A 17631-nucleotide genomic window follows, 5' to 3' on the forward strand; every position below is an offset into this window, starting at 1 on the left:
CCCGAACCCGGGCGCGTACTTCGAGGGCGACCCGGGCGGTGGCCCACCCGACATGGAACTACTGGGTGCCGACGGGGAGATTCTGACCCGCGAGTGGTTCCTACCCACCGAGGACAAGGGCGAGGTGATTCCCTTCATCGAGGTGTTGTCCCACTGGGTGCAGCTCGAGGGGGACATGCACCACTACTTCGGCGCTGACCTGGAAGACCCCGCGGTGAAGGCAAGGCCGTGGCGGTGGTTCGCGGTTCGCGTGGACTGGCTCATGTCGCGTGATTCGACGCTACGGCGCGCTGTCCGACCGCCGAAGGAACCCGAGCAGAATAGCGCGCATGGCGACGCTTGACCTGGGTAAACTTGGCTTTGAGATTGGTGTGGAGACGTCGGGCCTGGATAAGGGCCTGGCGGACGCGAAACGCCGCGTAACCGACTTCGAGAAGCAGCTGGACAGCGCCGGCAAGAAGAAGCTGGCTCCGGTGGTGGACGCCACCCAGATTACGAAGCTGGACACCTCGCTGGGGAAGGTGTCGCAGTCGGCGTCGAAGCTGTCTTCCTCGCGCATTAACCCCACGGCGGACACCGCTGGGCTTGACCGGCTGCAGTCTGCGGTGCAGTCGGCGGAGAAGTCGAGCGACGAGCTGTCGAAGAAGAAGATTCGGCCCGACGTTGACGAATCCGGCGTTGACCAGGGGTTCAAGAGCATTGTGGGGAAGGCGGCGGGCGCTGCTGCAGCGGTGGGGGCCGCGTTCAGCGTTATCGACTTCGGGCGTGGTGTGCTGCAGGCCGGCAATGAATTCCAGTCGCAGATGAACACCCTCACCGCTGTGTCCGGGGCGTCGGCGCAGCAGCTGGCTCTGGTGCAGGCGAAGGCCCGCGAGCTGGGTTCCGCCACTGATCTCACGGCCACGTCGGCGTCGGACGCTGCAGCTGCAATGACGGAGCTGGCGAAGGGTGGGTTCACGGTTGACCAAGCCATGAGCGCGGCGAAGGGCACGCTGCAGCTCGCGTCCGCTGCGCAGCTCGACGCGGCGCAGGCCGCAACTATCCAGTCGCAGGCTTTGCAGGCGTTCGGTCTGGGCGCGGAGCACGCTGCCCGTGTGTCTGACATTCTCGCGGGTGCTGCGAACGCCTCGTCCGCTGAAATGACCGGTATCGCGCAGGGTCTGCAGCAGGCCGGTACGGTGTCTAGGCAGTTCGGCCTCACCATCGAGGACACGGCGACGGCGCTGGCTATGTTCGCCAACGCCGGTATTCAGGGTTCGGACGCCGGTACGCTGCTCAAGACGGCAATGCTGGCGCTTACCGACCAGGGTAAGCCCGCGCAGCAGGCGATTGAGCAGCTCGGCCTCACTGTCTACGACGTGAACGGGAAGTTCGTCGGCATGTCGTCGCTCATGGGGCAGCTGCAGGTTGCTTCGCAGAACATGACCGAGGAGCAGTACCAGGCCGCGACCGCCACCTTGTTTGGGTCGGACGCTATGCGCATGGCGGGTATTGCAGCGCAGCAGGGCTCGGAGGGCTTCGACAAGCTGAAGGAGGCCGTGACCCGCCAGGGGCAGGCCGCGGAAGTGGCTGCTGCGCAGACGCAGGGGCTCCCGGGCGCTCTCGAACGCTGGGAGAACACCATTGAAGACCTGCAGCTTGGCGTGTTCGACGCCATGCAGGACGAGCTGGTGGGGTTGGCGAACGCCGGCGTCGATATGGTGAACGCGCTGCAGCCCGCGATTGAGGGGGTGGCGAAGGCCGCTGCTGGTGCTGCGGGGGATGTGCTTCAGTTCGTGACGGCTGTGGCGCAGGCCCCGCAAAGCGTGAAGGACGTGACCGTGGGGCTGGGTGAGTTCGCCGCGATTCTGGCGGTGCTGAACTCGAGCCCGGCGCACACGGTGTTCGAGAAAATGTCGGGCGGGGCGAAGACGGCGAAGGGGGCGCTGTCCGGCGTGGCGGAGGCGGCGCGTGAGGCGTCGGTGCAGTACGGCGCGCAGGCTATGGTGCTGCGTGACACTGCGCGGGAGCAGTCGGTGCTGGCGAAGACGGCGGACACTGCGACCGCCCGTTCTAACGCGTTCTGGGCCGCGCATGACGCACGGTGGGCTGCTGGCGCTGCGACGGCGAAGGCGCACGGCGCTGCGATTGGTGGCGCACTGCAGCACATTGGTGGGAGCGCGAAGGCGGGGCTCGGCTCGGTGGTGGCCATGCTGGGCGGGCCGTGGATGGTTGGGTTCGCGGCGGCGGCAACCGCTGTGACCGCGTTCGTGTCGGCTGGTAAGGCAGTCGATGAGGCGAACCAGCGTATCGAGGATTCGTCGCGTAAGGCCGCTGAAGCGCAGCGCGAGCTCGTCCTGGCGGCGTCTGGCACCGAGGGCATACTGTCCGGCGACGCACTATCCGCCGCCGAGACGATGGTTGAGGGTGCGCTGGCGAACATCACCGCCAAGGGCGAGGCCGCGAACAAGGTGTTCGGCAGTGTCCGCACCGCGATTGACGAGGTGGGGGTGGGCACCTTCCTCCTACAGGGCATCACCAGCGACGCCACCGCGGAGTACCAGTCCGCGCTCGACGCTGCCCGCGGGTACGGCGACCAGCAGAAGGCGCTGTCCGACGCGCTGCGCGACACCGGGCTGACGATGGACGATGTGAACCGCGTCGTGGCCGAGGGCGGGCCGGAGTACGACCGGCTGGTGGAATCGCTGCGTGGCATGGGCCCACAGGGCGAAGCGGTGGCGGATTCGCTGGGGCAGGTGCGTGACGAGATTGAGCGCACCGCGCAGGCTGGGCGCGAGCTGCCGGAGAACTACGTTCAAGCAGCTCGAGCGATTGACCTGCTGGCGGATTCCGCGACGTCGGCGGAGGACAAGCTGGCCGCAATGGACGCCCTCATGGTGGCTATGGGCCTGCGCCCGAAGGACGCGGAGCGCGCCATGCTCGACTTCAAGGAATCCCTGGACAAGACCGGCCAGGAGATTGAGATGATCACCCGCTCGTCGGACTTCATGGGGCAGGCCATGTTCGACGCGTCGGGCAAGCTGCAGCTCGAGGGTGCGAACCAGGCGACGGCGGAGCTGCAGAAGAAGATTGACGGCCTGGCGACTGACCTTGAGCGCGCTGCGCTGAAGGGCGCGGACATGGACGACGCTATGGCGAACATGGAGCCGACGCTGCAGGCGATTCAGCAGGCGTGGGGGCTGACCGACCAGCAGATGGAAGGCATCCGTGACAACCTGCGCGAGATTGCTGGCACGTCGACGTTTGCGGTGCAGCTGCAGGGCGCGGACGAGGCGACGCAGGAGCTGTCCGCGATTCTCGCCATGCTGAAGGGCGCGGAGGAAGACCAGCACGAGATACGCATGGACATGCCCTCGGAGCATGTCATGGCTGCGCTGGACGAGATGGGTGTGGCCGTCAATGACCTGGGCAACGGGAAGGTGTCTATCCCGGTCACGGCTGAAACCCGTGAGGCGATTGACCAGCTGCAGGAGGTGGCGTGGGTTGCTGACGAGGCCGCGTCTAAGGGCGTGACGATTGACGCCCTGCTGAACACCGACCAGCTTGAGGGGTCAGCGGCGCACGCGCAGGAGATTCTGGACATTCTGGCTATTCAGAACCCGTCGCCCGAGGCCGACGTGATTATTCAGAAGCTGCTGAACGGTGTGGATGTGTCCCACGGTGAGCTCGCCGCCCTGGCTGCGGTGTCCTCCGTGCCTACCGCTGACCTTGAGGCGAAGCTGCTGCACGCGGGTGTGGACGGTGCGAACAGGGCCCTGGGCACGATTCCGAAAAGCACCAACACCGATCTGAAGGGCAACGCTAACAATGTGGTGAAGGAGGCGGGGCGCGCTAAGGACTCCGTGAACTCTGTCCCCTCGGAGAAGACCGTCACGTTCTGGGCCCGGTTGCGCGGTGCCTGGGACGCGATTCGCGGACACTTCAACGGTGGCGTGGTCGGCTTCCACTCGGGCGGGCTGGTGCCTGGGTTCGCGGACGGCGGATTCATCCCCAACATCCCGGGTATCTCGGACACCGAGCGCGACCCGATCCTCGGTATTGATTCCACCGGGGTGCCGGTGGCGCGCATTGAGCCCCGAGAGTACGTGGTGAACCGTGCTGCCACGGAGAAGAACCTCCCGCTGCTGCACGACATTAACGCGGGCCGTGTCTCGATGGAAGACCTACCGGGCTACGCCGACGGTGGTGTTGTGTCCCCGGCGCAGCTGCTGGCGTTCGCCGGCGGCAAGACGGTGAACGGCAAGACTGCCCCGCGCTCCCTGGAGGGCGCAACCTACGTGTGGGGCGGCGGTCTGCTCGGAAACTGGGGCGACTGCTCCGGCGCCATGTCGGGCCTCGCTGCAATGGCGGTGGGCATGCCCCTGCAGGGCCGGAAATTCGCCACCGGCAACGAGGGTTCAGTGCTGTCCTCGATGGGGTTCAGCAGCGGTCTGGGCTCGGGCCCGCGCTTCGCTGTCGGCTGGTTCAACGGTGGCCCGTACGGCGGACACACCGCGGGCACCATTTACGGCGCTGACGGCACGCGGGTGAACGTCGAAATGGGCGGTGGCCGCGGCAACGGCCAGATTGGCGGGCGCGCAGCCGGAGCCGACCACTCGAGTTTCACCAACCGGGCGTACCTGCCCCTCATGGGCCCGGGCTCTGGCGATATCACCGACCCTGGTTCGTACGGCGGCGGCGGCGGGGACGTCGTGAACACGTCGACGGATTCCGTAACGATGAAGAAGGCAGGCAAGACCCGCAAGGTCGATTGGGGCACCGCCTCGCAGCTGGCTTCCGACGTCGAGGCCCGCAACCACAAGTACAAGCAGCTGGCGCGCTACAACGCCGGGCTGTACGACAAGGGCGGCATTCTGCGCGACGGGCAGATCGCGGTGAACATGTCGGGCCACGACGAGTATGTGATACCCCCGGCGCTGACCAACGCGATTGTCACCTACCTGCCTCAGTACGCGGAGGCGCTGCCGGGTGTGACGAAGGCGCTCAACGACTTCACCACGCTTGGTAACCAGGTCGCCGGCGCGGGTATGAACCGTGCTGCGCTGACGCAGGTGGGGTGGAACACCACCCTGCAGGCCCGCGCCGACCTGCAGAACCTCCCCGCAGACGCCAGCCCGTTCGACCGGTGGGCCATCTACGCGAACCGCACCGCTGGCGAAGCGCTCATGGGCGCTGCGTCCATGTCGAACTCGCAGTGGATTGAGGCCGGCGAGAAGCTGGGCCTCGACTTCCTCGGCGAGTATGCGGGCGGCATTGCGAGGGCGCAGGAGGAGATTGAGGATTCCTACGTCGCGCAGGTCGACGCAGCGGACGCCCTAGTGGAGGCGGAGGCCAATCTGGCGGACGCGCAGCGGGAGCTCAACGAGGTTATGGAAGGCGCGCCGGAGCTGTCAAAGGCCACCGCCCGCAAGGTTGAAGACGCGGAGCGAAAGGTGGAGGAGGCCCGCAAGGGAGGCGACGCGAAGAAGCTGGCGGACGCGGAACGGAACCTGACGCGGGTGCGTGAGGACGCTGCCGAGGAGTTGGAGAAGAACGGCGCGAAGGACGCGCAGGCTATTCTCGACGCCCGCCAGGCCGTCACCGCTGCGGAAGCCGACCTAACCACCGCGCAGGGCGTGGTACAAGCGGCTGCGGTTGCTACCGGGCAGGCGCAGATAGCCATGGCCGTCGAGGTTGCCTCGGTTGTCATCAAGCTGACAAAGAAGGTCGCAAAGGTAGTCAAGAAGGTCGTGGAGGCCGAGCGTGCGGCTCGTGTGGGTGCTGCCGAAGCGCACGCCCAGATTATGGCGAACGTGCGCGACTTGACGGAGGCCACGGAGCAGCAGCGCCGTGTTGTCGGCGGGCTCATGGCGGACATGGTGCGCATGAAGCTGCAGGTGCTCGATTCGACATGGAAGGTGCGCCAGGCGCAGAACTCCGTGTGGACGGCGCACCTCGAGGGCCTGGTGGGTATCCGCAAGGCGGAGGCCGCGCTGCAGGCGGAGCGCGACAAACTCGCAGGTAAGCAGCACTATAACTTTGTGGGCCTGGACATTGAATACGACCGGCTGATTGGCAACATCCAGTCGGGGCTGCTTGATATCGAGGCGAGCGAGCAGGACATGCTGGACATGTCCACCGCCGCGATGGTGGCCCGTATCCGGGGTGAGCAGGGCCTGTCAGACGCTTACGGCGACGCAATGGCACAGCGGCTGCGCACTACCAAAAACCTCACGAAGGAGGAGGCTCGCCTGGTCTCGGCGGTGTTCGCCGGGCGATTCGCTGGCTACAACGACGAGACGGCGTCCCTTGAGCAGCGAAGAGCGTACGCGAGCGCCTACTACTCCATGCAAAAGGCCGGCCTCGAGGGGCTCATGGAGCAAGCCACACGCACCAGCGCAGAACTGCAAGCGCTTGAGGCGCTGCGCTCCGCCGCCCAGTGGGAGCGCGAGAAGAACGTTCTAGCAATGCAGCTGGATTCGCTTGAAGCCACCTACAGTCAGCACGAGGCCGTGAAGCAGCTTGCCCGCCTGGGACGCGACTTCAACGACGAGGTGGCGCGGTACAACCGCCTTCAGTCCGGCGCTATGGGCATGCAGTCAGACGAGGCGATTATCAAAGCAGAGATTGCGCGCCTGCAAGCGGAGAACGCGCAAGCCCGCAAGGACATTAAGGACACGAACTTCCGGGCCTTCTGGGACTTCACCAAGAATGGGCGCATCCTGGGTATCCAGTCGGAGGCGTCGCTGACGAACCAGGCCGCGAAGGCGACACTGGCCGCGAACGACGAGCTGCTGGCGGAGCTGAACAACCGGCTGGAAGCCCTCGGTAAGACAGTGGAGCCGCTGTCGAAGGAAGACCAGCGCATTATCGAGATGGCGGGCATGTTGCGCGCTAAGGGTGAGAACGAGCGCGCAGACCAGCTCATGCGCAGCACCTCATACGGCAAGGCTCGTGATGTGCAGCTGCTGGACGATATTGATTCGCGGTTGGCTGACATTGCGAGGGAGCGTAAAGACACCTACGACGGGCTCGTGGACGCTATGGACGAGCGTGCCTACCAGGGTCAGCGTCTACCGCTCGACATGCAGCGCTACTACGCGGAAGGGATGGAGGCGTCGTATCGGTCGGACGCAGAGGGTTACCGCGAGGCTGACGGGGCTACACGGGATGCCTGGTGGAACCTCGCTGATTGGCAGCGCGAGTACGCGGGCGCTGCTGCTGACATGTCCAACCGCAACCCGGATTCGATGATGATGGGGCTGAACGTCCAGAACGAGCGGGGCGCTGCGCGCAACCAGACGCTGATTCGCATGGACTTGACGCAAGGCGCGCTTATGTATTCGGACGATGTGGAGGCGGCGTTCAAGCGCCTCGCGTCCGAGATGGACGGGGTGAAGATTGACGTGCGACAGTTGCAGCGGGCTGGTGCGCCGACCGGCAAGACGGTGCAGCTGAAGCGCGCCGGCATTCGATAGGAGATGAACATGGGGCGGAACGCAACGATTGAGTTGTTCGACGTCAACGGCATGGCGTGGCGGTTGAATGACCCTACTTCCCCCGTGCGGATTGTCCGCGGGGGATTGGGCGAGCTGTCTTCCCGGGCGGTGGCGACTACGCGAGCCGGTGAGGTGGTGCGTGGCGGGTCGAAGCTCACCCCGGTCACGACTTCGCTCACGGTCGGGTTCTACCCCGCGCCGGGGGTTGATCTCGGGGAGGTGCGCCGCGCCTTCCGCGCTGGGTGGGCGAATGATGATTACTGCAGGCTGCAGGTGACCCCTAACGACGGGATGGCGGCAACGGCGCGTCTTCGCCTACCGGATGATACCGGTCTGCCACCACGCGAAGTACTGACCCCTAACCTGTTCGACACGTTGCAAGTGCCGGTGTACTGGGATGACGGGTGCTGGCTGTCCTACATGGTGGGGGAGGGTCGAACCGAGGTACGCAACACCGGTGTGTCGCGGGTGAAGGTGTGGATTCGGTGGCAGCAGGGCGGGACGGTCACGCTCCCCTCCAGGCGGACGTTTGAGCTGCCGACGGTGCCGGAACCGCGCCGGGTTCTGCTCGACCGGGCTAAGGGCTTCCCGGTTACGACGGTGGCCGGCGAGCCTGACCGCGAGCTGACTAGGGAACTATGGGGGCAAGTTGTTGAGGAGCGAATCATGCCGCGGAGCAGCGGCGTGTTCACCCCGCCGCCTGGTGGACGGGTTGAGTGGGAGATAGGAGTGCGGGAGCCCTAATGCTGACCGAGACACAGTGGCGCGAGGAGCGCGCCCACATCGACCGGGTGGTGGAAACCGACGGCGAGTGGGTAGGCATCCTCGACGGAGAGGGGGAGCCACTGTGGGAGCTGGAAGCGTTTGAGTACGACGTTTCTACCCGTAACCTCGATGTGACCGAGGGGACGCTGACGGTGCCGGTCGTGACCGGCGACGGCACATTCCACCCCCTCGTAACCGCGTTCTTCGGCGCAGGGTTCGGAACCGACGCGGGGGCGATTCTGCAGCCCGGGGAGAACCTCGGGTACATGCTGTGCGTGCAGAAGCCAGGTGGGATTGAGGGGCGCATGGTGTCCACCATCTCGTACCCGACACTGGAACCCGGGCCTGACGGTGAACCGGCGACGCTGACGTTCGAGACGATGGAACTGCTGGGGGAGCTGAACTTCGTTCTCGCCGCGTCTATCCCCGACACGTGGGGGGCGCAACCATTCGAACGGTGGGACGCCGACCAGGGCGGGGTGTACAAAGTGGCGCGGGAGCTTTCGCCCGTCGAGATTGCCACCACCTCGTGGGTGCTAACAACCGCACCAAAACAGCAAGGTTCCATTGATGTTCGGCATGTCGTGTCCGGGCCCGCGGTGCAGCGCATATCTGAAGTGATTCAGGACAGCCTCGACGCAGCCGACCGGCTGGACGGCACGCTGGAAGACCCAGCGTTCGTCGTATCACCGGGGGAGGGCGATTCCCCGGTGGTGCGTATTGCACGGCGCGATGACCCAGTGTGGGGGACGGTAGCCGAGACGGCGCGACTGGCGGGCGTCGAGCTGTCGGCGCGGCTGTGGTGGCCCGGCGACGCCCCGGTGCCGACGCTGAAAGGGGAGCAGCAGTGGCAGAAGGCAATGGGCGTGATTCGAGTGAAGGCGGAGAGCTAAATGGTGAACCTTGTCGGCAAGGTGCCCCCGCTTGAGGCGTCTGGCGCGGAGGTGACGCTGGTACACCCGACGGCGACCACGGTGGTCGGCCAGTGGGACGTGACATATCCGCAGGACATGCCGGAGGAGCAGCGCCCCGACCTGGGGCCGACGCGAACCTTCGGCTACGCACATCGCCTGGTGAAGCAACCCCCGCGATTCGCCCGGCGTCATGTACGGCGGGATATCCAGATTGACGCCCGCGACAAGAACGGGTGGTCGGACGCTGAATCGCAGATTGATTCCGCGGCTCGCGAGCTGTCCGGGGACGTAGTGTTCCAGCGCACTCTCACGGACGATGAGCTAGGGGCTCTGGTGCCGAATGTCGATTTCGCGCAAGGTGACGTACTCCCGCTTCTGGTGTGGGGCATGGTAGTGCCGGCCACGTGCACCAGTATTCGCTACTCTCTGCAAGACGGGGTGCGTACGGCGGAGGTCGGGTTCGGCCCGGCGCTGATGTCTGACACTACCGACCTGGCGGAGAGTATGCGTCAGATTGACCGCCAGATGAGGGCGGAGGCCGCGGGCATTGACGAACAGCTAGCAAGCCAGCTGGACGAGGCTAAGTCGCACGCTAACGCCGTCGTGGCGGTGGAGCGTTCGGAGCGTGTGGCTGATGTGGCGCAGGTGCGTGAGGTGCTGGGTGGCGCGCAGGCTGATGAGGGGGATTTGCTGGCGCAGTTGGCGGCGGTGCAGTCGCAGATCACCGGGATGGTGGGGGATGGTGAGACCCCTCCACCCCCTGGCTTGCTGAACTCGTATCTGTGGATGAATACCCAGCTGTGGGAGGCGCAGCGTGAGATTGACGAGGCTCAGGACCAGCTGGCGGAGCAGCAGAATGCCCGCCAGAATGAGCAGGGCGCGATTATGGACGCGATGCAGGCGCAGCTGGGTCGCATGGGGGATAGGGCGTGGCAGGTCGGCACTGATGGTGATGGCGTGTGGCGCGTCGACGGGAGCACGGTGCAGGCGCTGGGTTCGTGGGTCGGTACGGCGGTGCTGGACGTGACACACACGAGGCGCAGCGGCAACACTGATGTCACGGTGACCACGTATCCGAGGGAGGTGCGTCGGGTGGATGTGGGCACCACCCGCAGCTGGAAAATGGCCAGCGACGTGCACGCCGCCGTCTTCCACTACCAGCGCGCTGACGGCTCATTGACCCGCCTTGACCAGCGACTGCCGCGATTCGTGGCGGGCACATGGTGGACACCAGTGCGCACCGTCACGGTGGAGAAGGACCGCCTGGTCTCGATGGAGCTGCGTGTGGATTGGGCTGCTGCGGATCGCGGGTCACTCTATGGGGTGCGTATCACGGTCGACGGGCAGACGGTGGCGGAGGAATCGTCCACGAGTGTCGGGCCGCTGAGCTTTCTGGGTAGTGGTGCCAGGTCGCAGTCCGTGTCGCGGAATATCGATGTTAAGGCTGGTCAGACGGTGCGTTTTGAGGCGCGGTGTAATCACTCGGGCGAAGTGCAGCGTACGGCGTCGGGTGGCAATACTCGCCTGTGGTGGATGGAAAGCTAGGAGGAAAAAGAATGGTTCGTGTTTCTGGCCCGTTGCGGGTTGTGACGGATAGGCCGCTGCTGGTCAGCCAGGTGCGGGTGCGTGCTGCGCGTGACCGTGCGGAGCAGGGTGGCCTGACTACCTCGTTTGACGATTCAGTACCCGTCGATGGCGGGCAGCTGGACATGGTGGTGCTTCCTGGGCCTGCGGTGATGATGCTTGAGGTCACGGGCGGCTTCTCCCATGCGGTGAAGCTAGTCGTGCCGGACGTGGCGGAGGCGACACTTGAGCAGTGTGTGGTCGCTGCCCAGGTGGCGGGCGATACTGACCGGCGTGTGTTGGAGCGTCTTGCGGGTGAGGTGGCGCGTGACGTGGCTGCCGTGTCGGACGCGGCGGCCAGGGCTGAAGCCTCCGCAGGCAAGGCCGCCGCCTCCGAGCAGGAAGCGACTCGGCAGGCTGAAGTAGCGACGGCGGGCGCTAACCGTGTGGGGTCGGCGGAGCGCGTCTTGGAGGCGGAAGCGGCGGCGGTTGGTGCTGCCACGTCGGCGGCCGAGGACGCTGAGGCTGTGGAGGCGTCTCGGGCTGCGGTTGCTCAGCTTTCGCAGCAGGCGGAGCAGTCGAGCGTTGCTGCGGCGGATTCGGCGAGAAAGGCGTTCGATTCGCAGACTGTAGCCGATGAGAAGGCTTCCGCTGTCTCCCGCACGCTGTCTGAGTTCTCCGCTGGTCTGGACCGCAATCAGTCGCTCTATGAGTCGCTGCAGGACGCGCTGGCCACCACGGAGGCGTTCAGGAGCAATCAGGCGTTTTTGGAGGAGGTCAAGACCCTTCTCGCGGAGGGTGACGCCGCAACCATTGAGAAGATCACTGGCGCAGCCCCGGAAGCCTTGGACACTTTGGGTGAGCTTGCGGCTGCTCTTGAGTCCGGCGACGAGGCTTTGCGCACGCTGATCGAGTCGAAGACCTCTCGTCTGCGTGGCCTGCCGGAGCCTATGGCGAAGCAGGTGGACGTGGCTGCGCTCGTCGGGGAGAATCGCGCCGGATTGGCGGAGGGCCACACGTACAGTGACCCATCTACGGAGCAGGTGATGGGTATGGTGTCGGCGGCGATGGCGTTGGCGCGGGGCGTGAAGCCTGCGAGCCTGCCGGACGGGGCGGAGGTCATCGAGGGGTATTCGGCTGCGGCGAAGCGAAACGTGCGTGTCCTCCGGAGCACGCCTGGCAACGGCCTGTATTGGGGGATGTGGGTATTCCCCGTGGACAGTGTGGTGTCGGGTGTTGTGGAGGCCCCGCACCCTGTTTTTGACGGTGGCTCCGATGACATTGCTGTGCAGGTGTGGCAGCGCTCCCCTGCGGGGACGGTACTAGCGGTGGCTGGGTCGCACCGCACAAACCCGGACGGTACTGACCCTAGGGATGCTGCCCACAATACGAAGTCGATGTGGCACAAGGTGACCACGAAGATTGCGCAGCCGGGGCAGCCGGAGCTGCAACTGCATGGTTTTGGTGATGCTTCGATGCCTGGTGTGGGGGCGGTGGTGTCGTCCGGGTCGTCCCCGCTGTCGGCGGGCGTGATCCGCACGGAGGCCTTCATCGCATCCGCTGGTATCACGACGGCACGCCAGTGGGACGGGTCAGCCACGAAGCTCATCGGCATGGCGAACATTCAAGGTGACGTTGCGGCGCAACGCGGAAACCCATTCCTGCACATTGAGCTGGCGAAGACGGTACGTGACAACCCGCAGAAGCTGGTGGACGCGATTGTTGGAGCGGGCTTTCTAACAGGGGAGAATGCGGCGCTGCTCACAAACGAGTACCCAAAGCCAGTAGGCTCCGCTAACTCCCGTGGCTCGTCGATGACGGCGGCGCGGGCTGACCACACGCACCGACTGGTGCAGAATGACCCTGCTGACGGTGAGGTTGTGGTGCGTCAGGATGGTGGGTGGCGGTCGGTGCCTACGTCACAGATTGCTCCGCCGATTCCGCAGAGTGTGTTGGACGCTACTGCCCAGGTCGAGGCTGCTACTTATAGTGCGACTGCTGGCACCATCATGAGGCGCACGTCGAAGGGAGCTGTGTCGGTTGCTGATCCGACTGCGGGGGTGCATGCAGCGAACAAGAACTATGTGGACGCCACTGTGCAGCAGGGGTTGGACACGGTGGTGCGGGAGGCGCGGGCGTACACGGACGCGCTGATTGTGGAGGGTGACACCGGCGCGGCGGACGGCAAACTGCACATCGTCTACGAATAGGAGCGGGCATGCCTATTTATCATCAGGGCCGGAAGGTCAAAGACGTGTTCCACCAGGGCCGGAAGGTGAAAGAAATCTGGCACATGGGGCGGCTCATCTACGCCGCGTCGCGGATACGTGGGTTCGAGGGCTTCATCGACCAGATGGACTTCCGAATGGCAGCCGCGTCCTTGACTGCGACTACCGCGACAGTACCCGTCCGCAGCAGCAAGCGAAGCGAGTTGCACATGGTGGCGGGGAGCGACTCCGCCCTTACCGTGACGCAGGGTGGTAGGCGCGCCCTCCGCATGGAGGTGCGGGGCGGAATGGTCTACGCGGAATCCACGTCTCCGAGTGGCCAAAGAGTCATTCTAAGCGCGCCGTGGACAGGCGGCATGCACGCAGTAGCGCTTTTGACGGATTTGGACGGACTGACCTCATATAAAGTCACGCTACTGATCGATGGTGTGCAGGTCGCTACTACCGTCAACAGCGGCGGCATATTCAACAGCCAGGATGTTTTTACGCCTGGTTATGCGTCAGTCGCCGCCACGAACACCGCCGCGTGGGGCTTCAGAGGGGGCCAAGCCGATAGCCCTGATTGGATTGCGGAGACGCTTCGTCCCGGCTTCGTGTCGTGGCGCACCGTGTCACCCAGCATTCAGCTGTTGGTGCCTGGGGGTGAGGTTTCGGCGTGGGCCTATAGCGGCGGCCAGGGCGGCCAGGGCGGCGGCACTGACCGTGCGGGCAAGAAGGGTGCACCCGGAAACGGTGCGCCGGTGTCGGGGTTCACTCTCGACATGCTCCCCAACGTCACTGTAGGAGAAGGCGGCAAGAGAGGTCGGGGGAGCTCGATTTCGAGTTCCGGCAACGTGGGTGTCCCCGGCGGTCCCACAACTATCGGCGGCTGGTTCACCACAGCCACAGCCACTACACGCCCCACTCCCCAAGCATGGGGTAGCACATACACCGGCACCATCCCCGGAGAAGGTGGTGCAGGAGGTAGCTCAGGCAATAAGACCGCTAGTGGCTATGGGGGTGACGGGTCTTCCGGCGAACCGGGTGGCCTCGTCATCGCCCGACGCTGGCCATAACACCCCACTAACACACAACCCCTGACCGCACACGCGGCAGGGGTTCACTCATACCCAAAAGGAGGACACAATGAGTTACCGCAGTTGGCCCCTACCGCGCAACAAAATCCGCATCACGTCGCGGTTCGCTGGCCGCACAAACCCCGTCACCGGCAGGCCGGAGAGCCACTCCGGCACCGACTTCGCAGCCCCGGACGGCACACCGTTCTACGCCGTCGCGGACGGCACCGTGCAGTACATCGGTAAGGCGTCCGGCTACGGGCAGTGGATCGTCATCGACCACCCCGCCGAGGTTGGCGGAGGGTGCTCCGAGTACGGCCACATGTGGAACGCCTCCGCCACCGGGCTGAAGGCGGGCGACCGAGTGAAGAAAGGCCAGCTGCTCGGTTACGTCGGCTCGAACGGTCAATCCACGGGCCCGCACCTACACCTCACCATCTACGAGCGCGGCTACCGCTCGAAACGCGTCGACCCCGAAACCTGGCTAGCCGGAGCAGACTACCCAGGCGAAGCACCCGCCAAACCCTGGACGCCACCAGCGGTGCCGGGCACCATCTTCGGTATCGACATCTCGAGCTGGCAGAAGAATTATCCGCTGTCGAAGGTCAAGGCGGACGGCATGGAGTTCGTCATCATCCGCTTGTGCGACGGCACCTACCAAGACCCGCTGTTCCAGTCGCACCTTGAGGACGCGGAGAAGCAGGGTCTGCTGGTGTCCACCTACTGGTACCTACGCGCACCCTCCGAAGGCACCACCATTGCCCAGCAGGTGGACGTCATCGACAAGCAGATGAACGGGCGGCGTGACCTCGGCGTGTGGATTGACGTCGAATCCGTCGACAAGCAAGGCCGCGCCCTGCTCACCAAGGACGATGTGTGGGCGGCGAAGCGCGAACTCGAAGCCCGCGGCTACCACGTGCCCGGAATCTACTCCGGCGCGTGGTACTGGGAAAAAATGCCCGGCGGCGAACCGCCCATGCACGGGCTCGGCCACCTGTGGGTGTCCAACTACGGCAAGAACCGCAAGGGTGACCCGCGGGAGACGTACCTTGCCGACGGTGGGGCGAACCACCGCGGCTGGACGTACCCACTCGGCGACCGCAAGCCGGACATTCTGCAGTTCGGCTCCGAAGGTGTCGTGGGCGACCACTACCCGGTCGACGTGAACGCCTACCGCGGCACCCGAGATGAACTCGCCCGAATCTTTAACCCGAACAACACCAAGGAGGAACCCATGACCACCTCCTACCCGTGGCCGGACAGCCCCGCCGCACTCAACGACGCGAAAACTGCCGCCCAGGCCGCAGCCCGCGACGCTGCGGACATCCGCGAGCAGCTGCGTGGACGCGGAGACGCGGGCTGGGAACAGCTCGGCCAAAACCAGAACGGCCAGAACCTCACACTCGTGGACGCGGTAGCTGCACTACGCCACGACGTGGCGGAATTGTCCCGCAAAATCGACCAGATCGGAGCCAAGTAATGAACACGAACATCTTGGAACGCGCCGTCAAGGGCGTGCGCAGCAAGCAGTCCTCACTCGCATTGCGTAAGGAGTCCCTGTCCGCCCTCGCTGCGCTTCTGGCGTGGATGGTCACGCTCATTGCGGAGAATGCTGACACTATCCCGGCTGCGGCTGGCAGTGTGGGCCAGGTGGTGGCGGTTGCGGCGTCGGCGTTGGCGTTTGGTATCGCCCGTTTCACTGTTCCGGCGTTGACGGTTGGGCAGCAGCAGCAGATCATTGCGGAGGCGGAGCGTATTGAGCGTGCCGATTCGGAGGCTGCGGAGCCGGTGACGCTGCCGGTCTACACTGGCCCGACTGTGAACGGGGGGAAGCACCGTGCCGATTGAGCACCTACCGGAGCGCATGAAGCCGGGTGCGCGGCAGGTGCGTGACTGGGCGCGCACCGTCGGTCCCGCACTTCTTATCCTCGGTGTGGGCGCGGTAGCTCGCGGCATCTCCTACACCCCGTTGCTCATGTCGGAGCATGCGCGGCAAGCGCATCCGGTAGAGGGAACATTGCCCATGTCGGTGTGGGCGTGGGTGTGGATTATCGCCGGGGTGGCTGCGATAGTGGCGGCGTGGTGGCCGCGTGCCGCCCCCGTGGCGGTTGGTGCCTGCGTCGGCTTGAACCTGCTGTGGGGCGCGTCGTTTATCGCGGACGCGATTGCGAAGGGCGCCGTGCGTGGTTGGCTACCCGCAGTCGGCTACCTGTCCATCGCAGCCCTCGTCCTGTGGGCCGTGTGGTTCGGTAGTCGTGAGCCGACGGTGAGCAGGGAGGAGATCGCTTGTGAGCTTCGACGTGAATAGCGTCGCCCCCATCATCATTGCTGTAGTCACAGCGCTAGGTGCGTACGCGGGCACGAAGGTGACTACAAAGGCGCAGAAGGAGGCCGCGGAGCCCGCGAACTGGCAGACGTTGACCACGGAGATGAAATCCTTCTTCAAAGAACAGCTGGCGGAGCGCGACAACCGCATTGACGCCCTTGAGTGCGAGCTGGACGCCACCCGCGCCTACATCGACCACCTCTCCACCATTCCCGAATTCAAAGACCCACCATTCCCCAGCTTCAACAAGTGGCGCGCCTGCCGCTAACCCACCTGGCCCCCATTCTGGCTATGCGCCAAGGTGGGGTCTTTTTACGTTTGTGGGGTGTGCTACATTCTGGGTGTTCCCCGCCTTGCGGGGGTGAGCCGTAGTACAAAGGCGGCTTCTTTCTGCCCCGCGTTAGCGGGGTTTTCTTATTTCACCCAGCGCTGCACCGTGGACGGGGTGCGACCGCACAGCTTCGCCACCTGGTACGCAGTCACGTCGTACGACATAGCGTCGCGCACCCACTCCGTGCGGGCGTCTTTCAGCTCCGTGGTGACCGCTTCGAGCTCGCGCACCTGGTCGTCGGACCACTTAATCTGGGCCATGTAGACGGCCTGGTGGTAACCGTCGCGCCCAGCCCGCGCCTTAGCGAGCGCGTCCGCAAACAGGCTTTCCACCCACACGCGCTGCTCCGGTGCAAGCTCGGACATGGCATTGTCGTAGTCGGCTTCCGACGCGGCCAAGCTCTCGCGTGCGGAGCGCAGTGCCACGGCGTTACCGCCGGCGACCTCCGCGCCCACAGCCTTAGCCGCCAAGCCGATGAGGATGATCTTCTCGCCAATGTGGGAGAGGGTATCCGGGCTGATGATTTGCACGGCTAGTTCTCCTGCTCGAAGTAGCTGGCGACCTGCTCTGCGGCCTTCGGGATTTCCCGGTCGCGGAACTCGCGCATGAACGCCTCCACCTCGCCTAGGCGGCCCGCGTCTGCGAGTTTCGGCAGAATGTTCATGCGTTCGCGGCGGGTTTTGTTTTCGAGGAAGTGCGCGTACATCTGCTTCGAGGAGTCGTAGTCTAGTCCGTGGTGCTCGGCGCGGATGCGGTCGGCGAGGCGGGGGTTGATGACGTCGAGCAGCTCAAGCTTTGCGATTGCTCGGCTGTGGTGGATGTCCATGATGTTGGTGTAGGCGTCCCAGGATTCGTCGTCTTTGTAGTCGCGGAGGATGTCGAGGTGGGTTGCGTAGATGCTGTTTTCGAGGATCTGGGTGGTGATGGTGATGATCTGTTGGCGGTTCATGGTGTCTCCTTGTGGGGGCTGT

At 64.9% G+C, this 17631-nt stretch carries 12 protein-coding genes; 10 read left to right on the forward strand and 2 right to left on the reverse strand.

What is annotated here, in order from left to right; all coding sequences use genetic code 11:
- Nucleotides 1-52 precede the first annotated feature (52 nt).
- The 10 genes from CUREI_RS03080 (at nt 53) to CUREI_RS03130 (ending at nt 16597) form a co-directional block, all read left to right on the forward strand.
- Complete coding sequence (locus CUREI_RS03080; RefSeq protein WP_051952171.1) at nt 53-343, forward strand: hypothetical protein; 291 nt, start codon at nt 53-55, stop codon at nt 341-343.
- Nucleotides 330-7457 carry a phage tail tape measure protein gene (locus tag CUREI_RS03085; protein ID WP_038610301.1) on the forward strand — a complete coding sequence of 2376 codons (7128 nt, stop codon included), beginning with the start codon at nt 330-332 and terminating at the stop codon, nt 7455-7457. Before CUREI_RS03080 ends, CUREI_RS03085 begins: the two co-directional genes overlap by 14 nt.
- Nucleotides 7458-7466: 9 nt before the next feature.
- Complete coding sequence (locus CUREI_RS11545; RefSeq protein WP_144242399.1) at nt 7467-8222, forward strand: hypothetical protein; 756 nt, start codon at nt 7467-7469, stop codon at nt 8220-8222.
- Entirely contained in the window at nt 8222-9136 is a 915-nt protein-coding gene (locus tag CUREI_RS03095; protein WP_038610304.1) for a hypothetical protein, read from the forward strand. Before CUREI_RS11545 ends, CUREI_RS03095 begins: the two co-directional genes overlap by 1 nt.
- Nucleotides 9137-10702, forward strand: coding sequence for a hypothetical protein (locus tag CUREI_RS03100; protein WP_038610307.1), 1566 nt, complete (start codon nt 9137-9139; stop codon nt 10700-10702).
- A gap of 11 nt (nt 10703-10713) precedes the next feature.
- Nucleotides 10714-12930, forward strand: a complete 2217-nt coding sequence (locus CUREI_RS03105) for a hypothetical protein (RefSeq protein WP_144242400.1) — start codon at nt 10714-10716, stop codon at nt 12928-12930.
- A gap of 1143 nt (nt 12931-14073) precedes the next feature.
- Nucleotides 14074-15483 (forward strand): peptidoglycan DD-metalloendopeptidase family protein, encoded by a 1410-nt coding sequence (locus CUREI_RS11785; RefSeq protein WP_038610312.1) that lies wholly within the window; start codon nt 14074-14076, stop codon nt 15481-15483.
- The gene (locus CUREI_RS03120; RefSeq protein ID WP_038610314.1) at nt 15483-15851 is read left to right on the forward strand and encodes a hypothetical protein; all 369 of its coding nucleotides are present in this window, start codon (nt 15483-15485) and stop codon (nt 15849-15851) included. The genes CUREI_RS11785 and CUREI_RS03120 overlap by 1 nt, the downstream gene beginning before the upstream one ends.
- Complete coding sequence (locus tag CUREI_RS03125) at nt 15841-16311, forward strand: hypothetical protein (protein ID WP_038610316.1); 471 nt, start codon at nt 15841-15843, stop codon at nt 16309-16311. Before CUREI_RS03120 ends, CUREI_RS03125 begins: the two co-directional genes overlap by 11 nt.
- Complete coding sequence (locus tag CUREI_RS03130; protein WP_038610318.1) at nt 16292-16597, forward strand: hypothetical protein; 306 nt, start codon at nt 16292-16294, stop codon at nt 16595-16597. Before CUREI_RS03125 ends, CUREI_RS03130 begins: the two co-directional genes overlap by 20 nt.
- 146 nt (nt 16598-16743) lie before the next feature.
- Here CUREI_RS03130 and CUREI_RS03135 read toward each other — a convergent pair whose 3' ends face one another.
- Nucleotides 16744-17190 carry a hypothetical protein gene (locus tag CUREI_RS03135; protein WP_038610320.1) on the reverse strand — a complete coding sequence of 149 codons (447 nt, stop codon included), beginning with the start codon at nt 17188-17190 and terminating at the stop codon, nt 16744-16746.
- Nucleotides 17191-17192: 2 nt separating this feature from the next.
- On the reverse strand, nt 17193-17609 hold the full coding sequence (locus tag CUREI_RS03140) for a hypothetical protein (protein ID WP_038610323.1): 417 nt from the start codon (nt 17607-17609) through the stop codon (nt 17193-17195).
- Between the last annotated feature and the right edge of the window lie 22 nt (nt 17610-17631).

It is taken from the genome of Corynebacterium ureicelerivorans, assembly GCF_000747315.1.
Classification (GTDB): Bacteria; Actinomycetota; Actinomycetes; order Mycobacteriales; family Mycobacteriaceae; genus Corynebacterium; species Corynebacterium mucifaciens.